Annotated in this window: 11 protein-coding genes and 1 pseudogene; 11 read left to right on the forward strand and 1 reads right to left on the reverse strand. The window is 34.1% G+C overall.

Annotated elements, in window-relative coordinates; all coding sequences use genetic code 11:
• The first annotated feature begins 4 nt into the window (after positions 1-4).
• From FFM62_RS05820 to FFM62_RS05845, 6 genes and pseudogenes are all read left to right on the forward strand, one after another.
• Complete coding sequence (locus FFM62_RS05820; RefSeq protein WP_075269429.1) at positions 5-2,896, forward strand: CDP-glycerol glycerophosphotransferase family protein; 2,892 nt, start codon at positions 5-7, stop codon at positions 2,894-2,896.
• Positions 2,896-4,803 carry an XcbB/CpsF family capsular polysaccharide biosynthesis protein gene (locus FFM62_RS05825; protein ID WP_075269430.1) on the forward strand — a complete coding sequence of 636 codons (1,908 nt, stop codon included), beginning with the start codon at positions 2,896-2,898 and terminating at the stop codon, positions 4,801-4,803. The genes FFM62_RS05820 and FFM62_RS05825 overlap by 1 nt, the downstream gene beginning before the upstream one ends.
• Positions 4,804-5,090: 287 nt before the next feature.
• Positions 5,091-5,738 carry a hypothetical protein gene (locus FFM62_RS05830; RefSeq protein WP_083603424.1) on the forward strand — a complete coding sequence of 216 codons (648 nt, stop codon included), beginning with the start codon at positions 5,091-5,093 and terminating at the stop codon, positions 5,736-5,738.
• 46 nt (positions 5,739-5,784) lie between these two features.
• Positions 5,785-6,464 (forward strand): annotated as a pseudogene (locus FFM62_RS05835) (alpha/beta hydrolase).
• Between the two features lie 138 nt (positions 6,465-6,602).
• Positions 6,603-8,588 (forward strand): LTA synthase family protein, encoded by a 1,986-nt coding sequence (locus FFM62_RS05840; RefSeq protein ID WP_115471250.1) that lies wholly within the window; start codon positions 6,603-6,605, stop codon positions 8,586-8,588.
• Between the two features lie 120 nt (positions 8,589-8,708).
• Positions 8,709-9,455: an alpha/beta hydrolase gene (locus FFM62_RS05845; RefSeq protein ID WP_115471251.1), complete on the forward strand. Its 747-nt coding sequence runs from the start codon at positions 8,709-8,711 to the stop codon at positions 9,453-9,455.
• A 148-nt stretch (positions 9,456-9,603) separates the two neighbouring features.
• On the opposite strand, the gene FFM62_RS05850 is transcribed toward FFM62_RS05845, so the two are convergent.
• Positions 9,604-10,596, reverse strand: a complete 993-nt coding sequence (locus FFM62_RS05850) for a LacI family DNA-binding transcriptional regulator (protein WP_115471252.1) — start codon at positions 10,594-10,596, stop codon at positions 9,604-9,606.
• Positions 10,597-11,012: 416 nt separating this feature from the next.
• On the opposite strand from FFM62_RS05850, the gene FFM62_RS05855 reads away from it, so the two are divergent.
• Genes FFM62_RS05855 through hxlB form a run of 5 tightly spaced genes read left to right on the forward strand, consistent with a single transcriptional unit; the run spans position 11,013 to position 15,209 of the window.
• Positions 11,013-11,762 carry a sugar phosphate isomerase/epimerase family protein gene (locus FFM62_RS05855; RefSeq protein WP_075269434.1) on the forward strand — a complete coding sequence of 250 codons (750 nt, stop codon included), beginning with the start codon at positions 11,013-11,015 and terminating at the stop codon, positions 11,760-11,762.
• A 1-nt stretch (position 11,763) separates the two neighbouring features.
• Complete coding sequence (locus FFM62_RS05860; RefSeq protein WP_075269435.1) at positions 11,764-13,059, forward strand: transporter permease; 1,296 nt, start codon at positions 11,764-11,766, stop codon at positions 13,057-13,059.
• Positions 13,060-13,084: 25 nt separating this feature from the next.
• The gene (locus FFM62_RS05865; RefSeq protein ID WP_075269436.1) at positions 13,085-14,047 is read left to right on the forward strand and encodes a sugar kinase; all 963 of its coding nucleotides are present in this window, start codon (positions 13,085-13,087) and stop codon (positions 14,045-14,047) included.
• Positions 14,047-14,670, forward strand: coding sequence for an orotidine 5'-phosphate decarboxylase / HUMPS family protein (locus FFM62_RS05870; RefSeq protein ID WP_075269437.1), 624 nt, complete (start codon positions 14,047-14,049; stop codon positions 14,668-14,670). The genes FFM62_RS05865 and FFM62_RS05870 overlap by 1 nt, the downstream gene beginning before the upstream one ends.
• Positions 14,667-15,209: a 6-phospho-3-hexuloisomerase gene (gene hxlB / locus FFM62_RS05875; protein ID WP_075269438.1), complete on the forward strand. Its 543-nt coding sequence runs from the start codon at positions 14,667-14,669 to the stop codon at positions 15,207-15,209. The genes FFM62_RS05870 and hxlB overlap by 4 nt, the downstream gene beginning before the upstream one ends.
• Positions 15,210-15,230 lie beyond the last annotated feature (21 nt).

A 15,230-nucleotide genomic window follows, 5' to 3' on the forward strand; every position in this document is an offset into this window, starting at 1 on the left:
TAGAATGATTAGAATAGAAAAATTCTTATTTTCAGCAGAGGAAATTTATTTACAATTTTCTGAAGATATTTTTGTAGAACAAGTATATGCAATCAATAAAATGGGGGACAAGTATTTTGTTCCTTTAAGAAAAACAAGTTCTGGTCAAATTACATTATTCCCCTTGAATGAGTTGCCAGATTATGGTATGTACAGTTTTTTACTTATTGACAGCAATGGTAATGAATATCAATCTGTGTTTAGCGATGATGTAGACCGTGCTATAGTTGGCAATCAGGCTAGTAAATGGAAATTTTCCAATGATAAAAAGTTTTTTATACAGAGCAAACGTCCTTCTATATCAAAAAGTGAAAGGGATATAGTTGTACTTGAGAAAAAATTTGAAAACGGTTTATTAGATTTACGTCTACCTAAAAAAATAGAAATTAGTAGTCCAGAGATTTGGGTAAGGAAACAGGAGAAAACGAATCAAGCATTGTTAGATAGCTTTTATTTGCCTGTAATGTTTAAGAATCATCACTTAATTATTGATGTACGCAATATTACTTTGGATAAGGATGTTAAATACTATCTTTTCTTGAAGCAAGCGGATATTTTTTACAGACTCTATGCTCCTAAGATGAAAACGGAGCTTAATAAATCGTCAAGGTATATTGAAATTGGTGAGAATCTTGGATTTGCTAACTATTTTTATTACACTATTCACAATAGATTGGCGTTAGTATCTATTTCTGTTAAGAAAGCTCATGCGCTTGATTTACAAAAAATGGACTACCATAATAATCCATATGCCAGACATTATTTGCCTCAAATGAACGGTAATATTAACGTTATGGATGTGGCAGGGTTACATCAGATTGATAATTATAGTTATAAATTAAGGTTAAAGAATAATAATCAAAAGTTTAATAAATTATTTTTAGTTGATACGAATAAGAGTCAGTTTGTTGGGATTCCGTATAATCAAGTTCAAGAAGATATTTACTTATACTTACATGATGCGCTAGATTCTTTTAAAGACTATGAATCAAAATTAAAATTACTGGGAATTTATTCTGATAGACACTCGTTGTTTAATCTTACTTATTTTCGTATCGGAGACTTAAAAAATCACCCGGGCTACTTGAGGTACTATAATGCAGTTGATTTCAATGTGACAGAAAACAATATGGCTAGTCGCTTCTTTATTAATGATAATGGCGTAATTTCTGTTCATAATAAGTCTAAATTTGCTTTGGATAGAAAAGAGAGAAAATTACCTTTATCGCTAACTGTTGATCATATTAGTCAGGTGCATAAAAAATTAGTAATTAATTTATTTTTTAATTTGAAGCTGTTGCCATGGATGAATAAGATACAGATTCTAGATATTTATTTGTACAAAACTGCTTTCATTAATGAACATCATAAACTTGATATTATTGATTTAGACTTTGATAAACAAAATATAAAAGTTACTTCTGATATAGGAAATTTAATTTCACATGATGAGTATGGGTATTATAGGATTGCTTTAAAACTTAAAATTAACGACAAAATTTTTGATATCAAGGTCAATATGCCTTCTTCAGATTTAAAAAAAGAATTATCCCAGGGAAGAGTTATGTACAAAGATAATGGAAGGACTATTTTTCCATCTGTTGAGGGTAATACATTAAGCTTAATTGCAGATAATCTTGTTGATATTGATAATAAACACAATATACACCTAGAAAAGCGGTATACAAATCTTTTTAAAGAAAATAAGATACATTTTACTCCTGGTACATTTATAATTTTTGAAAAAGAAACAAATTTTGCACAAGATAATGCTTTTGCTCTATTCGAGTGGGTTCAAAAACATGATCCAGATAATGAAATGTATTATGTAATTAGAAAAGATAGCCCTCAAGCGGATAAACTCGTTAAGTATCCTAACAGAGTTTTGTATACAGGTACACAGAAGTATTATGAAATGGTTACTAAAGCACACATGCTTGTATCTAGTGATAGCCCTCTTCATTTGGTTGGTGATGTGAATAGACGCAATGCATCACCTTTTTATAAAGAAGTGATCATGAAAAAGCCATTTATTATGCTACAGCATGGTGTAACAGCAATGAAAAGCCATGCTAGTAATAAGCCTTGGAACGTAGCTTCAGGAATGATTGATTACTTTGTTGTAACTAATACCTTAGAACAAGAGGTTGTGCATCAAAGTATGGGGTATTCGTATGAACAATTACCAATTCTAGGATTTTCCCGTTGGGATTTGTTTGGAGAAAATACTTTAGTTGAACAGCAATTTAATAACAAAATTATTTATGTTCCTACCTGGCGACAATGGCTAAATAAGGCAACAGATGAAGAATTTGTGAAAAGTGAGTACTATCAAAAGATTAATGAGTTACTGGAAAATAAGAAATTGAATGATATTTTGAATGAGCATGACACCGAGTTTTATGTTTATTTGCATCCATTTATGCAACGACTTACACATAATTTAAATTCTAGTAATTCAAGGATTCATATTTTATCTAGTGATAATTATGACTTAGGAGATTTGTTGAGAGGGGCATCATTATTAATTTCTGATTATTCATCAGTTGTATGGGATTTTGCTGTACAAAGAAAACCTGTGATTTTTTATCAATTTGACAAGTCAAGGTATTTAAAAAAGGTCGGTTCATTAGTGGACTTAGATAATTTACCAATCGGAGAATCCTATCAATCAAGTGATCAAGTTGTTAATAAGGTTTCTTATTATTTGGATAAAAATTTTGAAATTGACAAAGCTACTGAAAATAATATTAATTCTATTTTTGGATCGGATGTACAAGAATATTCTAAGAACATATATGACTTTATAAAAAAAGTTTCTAACGAATATATGTATACAATGTGGAGTAAAAAATAATGAAGATATTATCTATGGGTTCACCTGCAACCACATATGTTTTTAATAAAAAAATAAATGATACTTATGGTGGAGAGCATATAGTAAAAAAAGTGAAAGAGTTTTATACAATTGGGCATTTAATGTCTAGTTATGCTTCCATAAAAAAATTTGCGGATAAAAGTAATATTTCGCCAGAATATAAAGAATTTTTAAATTGGAACTTTGAAAATAATGGATTCTGGGAAAAACTGAAAAGTTTTCAACCAGATATATTATTGATGGATCTATTTTCTGATATATACTTTGGAAATTTGGTACTGTCGGATGGTACTTATGTGACCCGAAATATTCGTCTTAACAAGACTTTTCCAAGCGAAGCAGTACGAGAAACGTTTAACGATAAGAATTTTTATAAAAATTTACAGTATCATGTAAAACTATTTCTCAGGAATGTGAACTCTTTATCTCCAAAAACACATGTCATTTTTAATAATGCTAGATTTCCTGAGAAAATGTCAATTAATGGGTTATCTCAGAAAAAATATAATCATGATTTTTACAAATTTTCAATAGATACAATAGATAGATACAATAATGCATGGGCCAAAATTGATAATTTGATATATAAAAATGAAGGCTGTCGACGTGTGAATTTTGATAAGAAACATAGTTTTGCCGAGCAAAATTTTAGTAATGGGAAACATTGGTACTATTTTTATAATCAAAATTATTATAGCGATGTTCAAACGCAAGTAGAGGAAATCGCTGCAACATGGGATTTAGGACCAACTGTGAAGAAAATTACTGCTGATGATAAGATTAGTGCGCAAATAGATGCTAATGTTGTTTTATTAGATGTTCCTAGTAAACATACAGACTTAAGGGCTTTTAGAGAAAATAAAAAAGCTTATGAACAAGTCAAAAAAATTATAAAGCAAGATTATGTATTACATGGCAATATCGGCAACTTATTTCGCTTTATTAAAAGAAAAAATTTGGTAGGAGTGTATCCAAAGTATTTGGATTTACATTATCGAATTATTCCTCCAAAGGATAAAAGAACATACGGTCCAAATAGACTATTAGTGAGGTTTTTGGGATTCTCAGATCAAAAGTCAACTTCGATTTTCAAAAGAAATTTTAAAGCTGACTTTACTACATTAAAAGATAGTATAGCCAAAAATACTTATATTTTAGAGATTGGTGATATGAATCTTGTTGCTGGCTCCTTTTATACTAATACAGAAAATTTTCCAGATTATGAAAAACAAATTAGCGAGTTGGTAGAACTAATAGCAGATAAGTATTTAGTTGATTCTAGTAGAATTGTTATGTATGGAACATCCAGGGGTGCGACAGGTGCTTTGATAAATGGTGGCCTAAATAATTATAAAATATTAGCGGCAGATCCTGTAGTAGACGGTCAAGCGTGGTTTGATAAGGGAGATTTACACTATACGGCGAATATTCGAAAAATTAACTTGATGAATGATGTGTTATCGTCACTGAAAGACTACAGTTTATCAAAAGAGAATGTTTTAGTTATGGGAACTTCTAACGTAGGTGTTACATTTTTACCTAATTTGCAATTGCCCTCTGATAAAGTTACAATGGTCGACTTAAATATGGATATTTTTGATCATGCTGAATTAAATGGTAAAAGTGTGCCGTTACAACTGGCAATGATTAATTACCTATTAATTAAGGATGATTTAAGCATTAGAAATTCAAATGAAGAAATTCTAGGTGGAGTTGTACTGTCTATTAAAGACTTAAAGCATGATTCTGTTAACTTAAGTAACGTAAATAAATTCAGAATACGGATTGATGATTTTATAACTAACGAAGATTTTAATGCAGACTTTTTAAAGGGCTTCATTTTAATAAAAACTGATGAATTGTATCAGTTTTGGGAAAAATATTGATTTTATATAAGTTTTAATTTTTTTGCAATAAGATTATCTGATTGATTATGTTAAATATTATATTTTGCGTTAAGGGTGATAAAAATCGTAAAATAGACACGCAGAGTTTGCGAATTATGGCTTGTGAATCTGACAGTTTCGTCAGATTCACAAGTTTTTTTTGATTGATTCTGTGTAAAATAGAATGGTTGTGACAAAATATGGAATACTAATTTAGATTAAACATACTGACTTAACACATATTTACGTATATAATTAAATCAGTAATATTGAATGGATGAGATAACATGAAACATACGTACACATTATGGAAAAGAATTAAACATGAATTTCTCTGGCTTGTGGCTGGGGTAGTCATTGGTGTTGTGGTGTTTGGTGCTGTGGCTTGGCAAATAAACAAGCACAAAAGTCATTCACACACGCCAGTGGCTCAAACAGTCAAAAAAGACCAAGAAACCTTGACCATTAAATCATTAACTAAAGAAAAACAAATTGTGCTTGTTAATTTAGGTATGTCTGAGGTATTTAATGAGGAAAAGTCATCGCAATTGTTTGGTAAAAATATTGTGGGAACCAACAGGAAGAAATTCATGCAAGCCACTTTTGATGCGAAATTAGGTATCAATGGTAAAGACGTTGATATCACTTCAAATGGTAAAGACTCATATGTCATTACAGTCCCTAAATTTATCTTTATTGGCTATAATAATCCTAATTTTAAATTATTAGATGAACATAACGGTGTCTTTAGCTCATTCACGTCAGATATTAGTGAAACTGATATGATTAATAAAGTATTGAATGATAAATCAAAGCAGAAATACGTAGAGGAATACGATGGTTTGTTAAAACAGTCGGCTAAAGAGTTCTATCGGGAACTTGCTCACAGTATTGATCCTGATGCTAAGTTATCATTCAAATTTTCAAATAAATAAATTTATATAATTTATTTTAAAAAGCTGGTACTAGGGAGGGGAGATTATGGCTCATTTAGAAGTTGACTATTATTCACAGGTTTTGGGTATGGATCGTACGATGAATGTCATCTTACCTGAATTATCCGATCACAATCCAACTTGGACAGCTGAAACGTTGCAAGATGTACCTGTATTATATTTGTTACACGGAATGTCTAATAATCAAACGACTTGGCAACGCCGCACTGATATTGAACGATTGGTAAGACAAACACCAATAGCAATCGTGATGCCTTCGACAGATTTAGCATGGTATACCAATACTAAGTATGGGTTAAATTATTTTGATGCCATTGTTAAGGAATTACCTGATAAAGTAGCCAGCTTTTTCCCACAATTATCGACGAAACGATCAAAGAACTTTGTAGTTGGGTTGTCGATGGGTGGCTATGGTGCTTTCAAGCTAGCTTTGGCGACTTGGACCAATTTAGTGGTTCTGAAAATGATATTTTAACATTGGCGGAAGACTGCCAAAATCGGCCCAAACTGTATGACTGGGTAGGTGGGCAGGACGAATTTAAGCAGATTAACGATACGGCGGTTACGAAGTTAAAGCAACTGTCATATGATGTGACCTATGAAACAGCACCAGGTCGTCATGAATGGTATTATTGGGACAGGCAGATTGAACGAGTATTGGAGTGGTTACCGATTAACTATGTGAAAGAAGAACGCTTGTTCTAATCGAATAGGTAATGATTATTAGGTTACGTTGTTTAATAAAATGTTACAATAATAGTTAGGCAAAGGGGCTAGAGTTTTATCTGGCTCTTTTTTAGAGAATACATATGATTAAATTGTTGGTGTTAAGAGTGGAGTAAGATGAAAAAGTTTTTAAGTAGAACAAAGTTTGTGGGACCGTCTTTTAATAGCGTCATGAAGCTATTAACTGTTGGCTTGATTTTCAGTTTTTTTACAACAGTGCTTTTGCAATTCGCAATGCATTTTCAAGTTTGGGGACGTCGCGGTGCGCAATCGACTGATATGAATGTCGTCGTACATTATGTTTTGGAATTCTTAACACGATCGCAAATGGTCTACTCAGTGTTAGCGTGTTTACTGTTATTCATTTTCATCGTTGTGCTAGTAAACAGACTATTTATTGGAACCGCTATTTATTCTATATTAGCAATTATCGCGGTTGTTGCTGAATATATGAAAATGAGTACGCGTAATGAACCCATCATCCTTAGCGATATGGCTGAGTTAACGGCTGTTAGTGGTTTAACGAAGATGATCGATAAGGGATTATTGATTGGCGCAATTATTGCTATTGCCGTTTTACTGGTTGGTGCGGTACTAATTGAGTTATATATGCGTCGTAAGCGGGCAGGTGTGTTTGCAGAATCTGTACGTAATATGATGTTTCTTCAATCCGGTAGTAGACTAGGTGTACTATTGATTTCTTTTGGTTTATTAGCAACACCATTTGTGGTAAATGCTGATCAAAATAAGGCAATTCTCTACCATTTTGGTTATCAGCGACAAAACAACATTATGGTTGATGATGCAATGATTAATGGACCAATCATGACGTTTGTTTCAAATACTTCCAGTGTGATTATGCGTGAGCCTGATGATTATTCGGCCAAAGAGATGGCGCGGTTGCAGAAGAAATATACGAATTATGCTAGTGAGTTGAATAAAACACGTCAAGATAACCTCAAAGGGCAGACTGTTATTTCCATTTTAAGTGAATCACTAACGAACCCGAATGAAGTACCAAAATTAAAGTATGAAGGTCCCGACGTCTATAAGAATATCAATCAAATTAAACAAGATGCTGTCTTATCTGGTACCATGTTATCTTCTGGTTATGGTGGCGGAACGGCAAACATTGAATATATGACGATTGCTGGTTTTCCTTTGGCGACCTTTGCGCCAGAAATGGTTGTGCCTTATACGCAATTAGTACCATATGCGAATGAGGTACCAACGTTGCCGAACTTATTTGATCAACGTGAAGTCCTCCATCCATATCCAGGTATGTTTTATAACCGTCGTGATGCTTATAAGGATATCGGTATTCAGAAATTCTATACAACCGATGGTTTGAAGAATAAGTATCCGGATAAGTATACAGGTAAGTTATCGTCGAAAACGGATTACCCAGCTGATAAGAATGCTTACCGCTTCTTATTGGATAAAATTGACGATACGCAAAGTAAAAAATCACAATTTTTGCAGTTAATGACGATGCAAAATCATTTGATGTATAAGGCGAATGAATATCCTGGTAGTCCGTACAAGGTATTGGAACCCGCAGTTTCACAAAATACAAAAGACCAAGTGGAAACATATATTACTGGGGTTCATGAAACCGATATGGCAACCAAAAAGCTGATTGATAAGGTTGAGAACATGGATCGTCCAGTAACGTTAGTCTTCTATGGCGATCATTGGCCAGTTGTATTTACGTTTATTGACCAAGAGACGCAGATGAAAAAAAGTCATGAAACTGATTATTTTATTTATCAAAATAAAGCAGCGCGTGACAATAGTAAGCAATCAACGTTACGTCGTGATCAGCGTCCATACGCATCACCAAGCGATTTCCCATCACTATTATTGCAAGCAACGAATAGTAAGGTGACACCTTTCTTTGCCTTACAAACAAAGGTGGTTGATAAATTGCCGGTATTTGCTAATTATGCACGTGATACTTTTGTAGATAACAATGGTAAAGAGTTAAAAACAAAAGACTTAACATCGAAGCAAAAAGAATTATTACACGACTTAAAACTAGTCCAGTACGACTTAAGTGCTGGTGAGCATTATTTGAGTAGTGACTTTACACACAAAAAGTAAACTATTAAGCAACCGAGTTCTTGTAGAATTCGGTTGCTTTTTTAGAAAGTTAGGGATAAAAAATGGTATAAATGGTTATATAGACAAAGTGATTTGAGGGGAACAATAGGGGGATATATTATGGCAGTTAGTCGCATGTCGTTTTATTCGGAAAAGCTAAAAATGAATACCAGTATCAATGTCGTGTTGCCGGAACATCCAACCGAATTCGGTAAGATATTATTGTTGCTACATGGTATGGGGGAAGATGAGAATGCCTGGTTAAATCAGTCGCGTCTGACAGATTATGCTAGCCAAACAGATATCACGATTATTATGCCACGCGTGGATCGTAGCTATTATATGAGCCGGGCGGGTGAAAGCCAGTATTTTGAGTATATCAGCAAGGAAGTCTTGCAACGCTGTCGGTCGTGGTTTCATTTATCAAGTAAACGTGAACGGACATTCATCGCGGGTACGTCGATGGGTGGCTTTGGTGCCTTAAAGACGGGGTTAACTCATCCTGGCCAATTTCAAGGCATCTTTCCAATGTCAGCAATGCCTGATGTTGAACGAAAATGGCGTGAAAATCCAGAACGCGATGCTTGGTACCGTAGTTTATTTGGTTCACCAGACCAGGTTCGGCATTCTATTAATGATATTGCATATCTGATTACTCAGCAGCAGCCAGAACAAGTACCTTTCATTTGGCAATTCTGTGGTGATAAGGATCCTTTTTATGATATGAATGTGATACTGAATAATCAGATTGAACAGCAAGGGCTGCAACATAAATTTGTGCAAGCTGCTGGTGGTCACGAATGGCGCTTATGGGATGAAGCGGTTCAGCAGGTGATCAGGATAATTGAAAAAGACTTGTTAAGGTAAAGGAATGGTAAAATAAATTGAATATTATACTTCCTGAAATTATCTTAAGAGACAACAAATTTTAATAGTGGATACTAAAATACTACTCATTTTCAGCTTGAGGCGTGTACCTCAATTCATGAAATGAAAGTAGTATTTTTTTAGGCCATTATAAAATTTTGGCTGGTACAACAATTTTTTGTGTATCAATGGGTTCTTTATTCAATTGTTTTAACATTAATTCTGCTGAAATACTGCCCATTAGAAATGGATTTTGTGTGATTAATTTTGAGTCTGGGTTAATCGCATGTGCAGTCTTAGTGTCCGCAAATCCTGTTACAGCAACATTGTCATTATCAATGAGCCCATCGAAGGTTAATAATGATACAAACTCTAAGAACCAGCGTTCCTTTAGTGAAAAAATCAAAGTTTTTTCATTGCTGTTTGTTAAAAGATTTTTGATGTTATTATAAATTTTCTTTTTGTTGTAATTTTCTTCAGGAATTTCAACAATTTCAACGTTAGAAATGATTGATTGGATACCTAAAAAACGATCTCGTCTAGTTGAAACACTGTCAATTGGTGACGTTAGAATAATGACACGTGAATAACCAGCATTTTTAAATAGAAGAGTTGCATTTTTAGCACTCTCATAATTGTCAGTTAAGACTTGTGGCCAGATTGATGTGTCAATATTACGGTCAACAATTACGACTGGGGTGTCTGCATTAACATCTGCAAAAATATGCGACATATCACTGTCGTTTGGCTGAAAAATGATGCCATCAAAGTTGTATGTACTTGTTGTTTTAATGATTTCACGCTCTTTTTCTATGCTAGCATTACTATCAAAAAGTACAGCCATATATCCTTTTGATTCTAGAAATGAACTGGCACCTTTGAATAACTCTGTAGAGAAGTAATCGTCAATATTAGAAACTAATACAGCAATTAATTTGCTTGAGTTAGTGACCATTTGTCTTGCAGCAGCATTGGGAATGTAGTGCAATTTCTCAATTGCATTTTTTATATTATTCGCAGTCTGTTCAGACATCTTTTTAAGATTGCCATTTAAATAACGCGAAATAGTAGTTGTAGAAACGCCGGCCAAGTGAGCGACATCTTTCATGTTAGCTTTTCTTTTTCTTTTTTCGTCGACCATAGTTCCCTCCATTAGTCTCATTAATCCTAATTATAAACCAATTTAAAAATAGGTTAAAAAAGGATTTTAATGATATAAACATATCACAATTTATAGCAATTGAGGAAAAAGAAAAAAATAACCAGAATTAATTTAATAAATAAAAGTATTGAAAATGATAATTTTATTTTTGAACAATTAGGTCGTTTTAGGCAAACGTTAAACCAAAAATACATATTTTTTCAATTATTTAATAAAAATTGCTTTTAAATAGCATATTTGAAGCGCTTGCAATTTTTAGGTGTAACGTTTACCATAGTGCTTGTAAGGCAAACGTTAAACCAAAAAGAGAGGGCGATCCTATGGTGTGAAGTATTTGTGTTGATGTTGATAAAAGAGGGTAAATAAATATTTAGATACAAAAAATGGGGGCTATTATGACAGTAATTTTAAATACATGGATTTTTGAGAAAGACGTTAAGCAAGGAACAAACCAAGCGCAACTAGTTAGTCGTGTCAAAGCATTGGGGGCTGATGGTATTGAAGTTCGTCGCGAATATTTTAAAGATTTGGATAGGGAATTTGCACAGGTTGGACAAACAGCTAAAGAAGCTGGCTTAATCGTCAACTACAGTGTGCCAGATGTAGTCTTTTCAGAAGATGGTTCGATTAATCCAAAATTAATGAACTACTTTGAAGAAGGTAAAATTCTGGGAATATCAAAAATTAAGTTTAACACTGGGCATTTTGATAAATTTGATGGTGATTTACAATCAGCATTTAGTGAATTACCACTAGATCAAATTGAAATGAACGTCGAAAATGATCAGACAATTCTGAGTGGTAAAGTTGCGCCGATTAAAACATTTTTGGAGGCAGCTCATGAAGCTGGATATCCTGGAATAGGTTATGTGTATGACCTTGGTAATTGGGCATTTACTCATGGGGATGCTATCGCTAGTGCAGATGCGTTGCGTGAGTCGACAAATTATATCCATTTGAAGAACACAATTAATGTAAATGGTGAATTAAGTACATCAGATGATTTAGATGAAGGCGTTTATGATTGGCGTGATATTTTAACGCATTTACCGCGTGAAGTTTCGTTTGCATTGGAGTATCCAATGGATTCAGACGAGCAGATTAAACAACAAATTAACTTATTGAAAGCCGAGATAGGTGATTAATATGAGTTCGACAATTATTTCAATACTATTATTGATTTCATTTGCCATCTTTATTTTCTACATTTTAAAAGGTGGAAATTTAGTAATTGGCTTCTTCGTAATGGCTATCCTATGGTCAATTATTGGGCTAGTACCTTTCAATACAGCAATTCAAAAAGTTTTTGCTGAACCAGCATTAAACTATGGGCCAACAATTATCTATATTGTGTTTGGTTCATGGTTTGGAAGAGTATTGGTTGAAAGTGGCATTGCACCAGCGATATCGGAAGCAACTAACAAGGTCGGAAAAAAGAGACCATTGATTGCCGCAATTTTGGTTATCATCGTAACGGCCTTTATCTTTGTTAGTGCCTACGGTGTTGGATCGGTTATCGCAATTGGTGTTATTTTACTACCAATTCTATTGTCTGTTGGTGTGCCACGTGAAATTGCTTTAATAGCTTTTTCATTGGCTATTGGAGCACCGATGTATGTCAACGTTGTTTTGTACAATCAAATTAAAGCATTCTTTCCAGATGCAGTTTATGGAGGTAAGTATCTGCAATTTGGTTGGACTGCGGCTTTAGTTCAGTTAGCTATTGTGATTATCTTCTTAATCGTGATGAGTAAGAAGTTTAAGCCACAAAACGCAGAAGAAAATTTGAAAGTGATAGGTGCTAGTTTTGGCGATGATGGTCAAGAGACTAAGAAAGTACCTTATATTGCCTACATTGTACCGATTATTCCAGTTGCAATGAATATGTTATTCAAGTGGGATGCAATTCCATCACTTGTACTTTCTGTCATTGTTGCCATGATTTTAACCGGTAAGATGAAGAGCTACAAGGAAACAGTAAACTTCATCAATAGTACTGTCGCACAAGCAATTAGTGACATTTCAGGATTGATTATTTTCTTGATGGCATTAATCATGTTCAGTGGTGCTGCAACATTAAATGCACAACACTTCGAACCACTATTTAACGCAATATTGCCGCATAGTCATTTAATTTTGGCAATTGCACTTGGTGTATTAGCACCGTTAGCTTTGTTCCGTGGTCCATTACATGTTTGGGGAGCTGGTGCTGCAACAGCGGCTGTTTTGACTGGTACCGGATTGTTCAGTGATGCATTCCTGCTTCCATTGTTATATGTACCAACTTTGATGGCTGTTTCAACAGATATCACACAATCATGGAATGTTTGGGGATTAGACTACATGAAGGTTAAGTCAAAAGACTTCTTGAAGTATGGTGTTCCAGTGATGTGGTTAGTTTCAATTATCAATGAAGTACTTGTATACGTATTCTTTGGCTAATTAGAGAGAAAAAGAGGGAAAAAAGATGAGTGAATTTATTACAATTGGTGAACCGTTAGTGACATTTGCGTCAAAGGATGCTGATATTTCATTAGCTGACGCAATTAACTTTCATAAAATTATGGGTGGTGCAGAATTAAATGTCGCAATTGGTGTTTCACGTTTAGGTCATAGTTCAGAATATGTCTCACAAGTGGGTGCGGATCCATTTGGACAATTTGTGAAGAAAACAATTTTAAGTCATAATGTTGGTACAACTTATATTTCCGAGGATGCTGATCATTTTACGGGCCATCAGTTGAAGCAATTAGTAACACAGGGTGATCCAGCAACGTTTAATTATCGTAAAGACTCAGCTGCATGCCACTTAACAGATGAAGTGATTGAACAAGTTGATTTATCTGATGTAAAAATTGCTCATATGTCGGGAATTTTTCCAGCAATTTCAGATGTTGCTGAAAATACTTTTCGCACATTGTTCAAGCGACTAATTGATAAAAACATACTAACGACTTTTGATCCTAATTTACGCCCAACATTGTGGTCATCTAAAGAAAAGATGATTTCAACAATTAACGAACTGGCTGGTATGGCAGATATTGTATTGCCTGGTATGGAAGAAGGTAAAATTCTGATGGGTTCAGATGATCCTGAAAAAATTGCTGATTTCTATCTAAAGGGTGAACGTACTAAGACAGTTATTGTTAAAATTGGTCCATCTGGTGCATATGTGAAGGCGCAGGATGGTGAAAGCTATACTGTTAGTGGATTTAAAGTTGAAAAGGTCGTTGATACTGTTGGTGCAGGTGACGGATTTGCATTAGGTGTAATTACTGCGCTATTAGAAGGAAAATCATTAAAGTCGGCTGTATTGCGTGGTAATGCGGTTGGTGCATTACAAGTACAAACACTTGGTGATAATGATGGTTACCCAACACCAACTGAATTAAAAGAGTTTTATATTAAAGAAGGAGTGTCCGAGGAGTAATGAAATTACAAGTAGCAATTGATAGGGTGTCATTAGATAGAGCGATAGAAATTGCGCGTAGTCTAGATGGTAAGGTAGATATTATTGAGTTGGGGACTTCTATTGTAAAAGATTATGGTCTAGAAGCACTTAAGCAAGCAGATTTTCATCTTGATAGTTCAGAACTTCTCATTGATTTAAAGACAATTGATGAAGGAGAGTATGAATTTAATAAGGGATTTGAAACTTCAGCTGACATTCTAACCGTTATGGGTAGTTCATCAAACGGCACTTTAAAACAAACTTATCAGATTGCACAAGATGTAAAAAAAGATATTTTTATAGATTTGATGGAAATTTCTGATGATAAATTAAATCAAATGCCAGCGCTACCGAATGCTATTTTTGGATTGCACCATTCGAAAGATTCTGTTGAATCATTTGATGCAGTAGATACGATTAAGCAATTTCATAATGAACATTCACAAATTAGCCGTCTAGCCGTTGCTGGTGGTATTGATATTGAACAAGCCAAGAAAATTGCTGAACAAGGTATTGCAGATATTATTATTGTTGGCGGTAAAATCACTGGTACATCTGATCCTGTTAGTGCAGCACAAAAATTTATGGAGGCAATCAAATGAAGTTGATTGAAGAAGTAGTTAGTGAAGTTAATGAAGTTATGTCACTAGTTGATGAAAATCAATTAGAACAAGCGGAAAAATTGATTGATAAAGATAAGCGTATCTTTATTTTAGGAGCTGGACGCTCAGGATTGATGGCAAAAGGTTTTGCGATGCGTCTTATGCATATTGGATATACTGTCTTTGTTATCGGTGAAACAATTACACCATCAATTCAGGCGGGCGATGTGCTAGTCTCAGTTTCAGGATCTGGGAAAACTGGCAGTGTTTTAAATCCAAGTAAGAAAGCTAAGGAAACTGGCGCTACTTTAATATCAGTAACAAGTGACCAGCAATCACCTTTGGGACAGATTGGGGATGCAACAATTGTTGTTCCTGGTGCAACCAAAACAGGTGATGGTCTGAAATCTATTCAGCTATTAAGTACATTATTTGATCAAAGCGTTCACATTACGTTAGATGTTTTGTGCTTAATGGTTAGTCGCCGAGATAATATTTCTAATGATTCAGCTAAAGCAACTCACAGTAATATGGAATAGTAAAGACTAGCCAAAGGGGGG

This window comes from Weissella thailandensis (assembly GCF_005405465.1).
GTDB lineage: Bacteria > Bacillota > Bacilli > Lactobacillales > Lactobacillaceae > Weissella > Weissella thailandensis.

Coding starts and splice junctions, on each gene's coding strand:
- FFM62_RS05820 (WP_075269429.1), top strand. CDS start 5: ATGATTAGAATAGAAAAATTCTTATTTTCAGCAGAGGAAATTTATTTA.
- FFM62_RS05825 (WP_075269430.1), top strand. CDS start 2,896: ATGAAGATATTATCTATGGGTTCACCTGCAACCACATATGTTTTTAAT.
- FFM62_RS05830 (WP_083603424.1), top strand. CDS start 5,091: ATGAAACATACGTACACATTATGGAAAAGAATTAAACATGAATTTCTC.
- FFM62_RS05840 (WP_115471250.1), top strand. CDS start 6,603: ATGAAAAAGTTTTTAAGTAGAACAAAGTTTGTGGGACCGTCTTTTAAT.
- FFM62_RS05845 (WP_115471251.1), top strand. CDS start 8,709: ATGGCAGTTAGTCGCATGTCGTTTTATTCGGAAAAGCTAAAAATGAAT.
- FFM62_RS05850 (WP_115471252.1), bottom strand. CDS start 10,596: ATGGTCGACGAAAAAAGAAAAAGAAAAGCTAACATGAAAGATGTCGCT.
- FFM62_RS05855 (WP_075269434.1), top strand. CDS start 11,013: ATGACAGTAATTTTAAATACATGGATTTTTGAGAAAGACGTTAAGCAA.
- FFM62_RS05860 (WP_075269435.1), top strand. CDS start 11,764: ATGAGTTCGACAATTATTTCAATACTATTATTGATTTCATTTGCCATC.
- FFM62_RS05865 (WP_075269436.1), top strand. CDS start 13,085: ATGAGTGAATTTATTACAATTGGTGAACCGTTAGTGACATTTGCGTCA.
- FFM62_RS05870 (WP_075269437.1), top strand. CDS start 14,047: ATGAAATTACAAGTAGCAATTGATAGGGTGTCATTAGATAGAGCGATA.
- hxlB (WP_075269438.1), top strand. CDS start 14,667: ATGAAGTTGATTGAAGAAGTAGTTAGTGAAGTTAATGAAGTTATGTCA.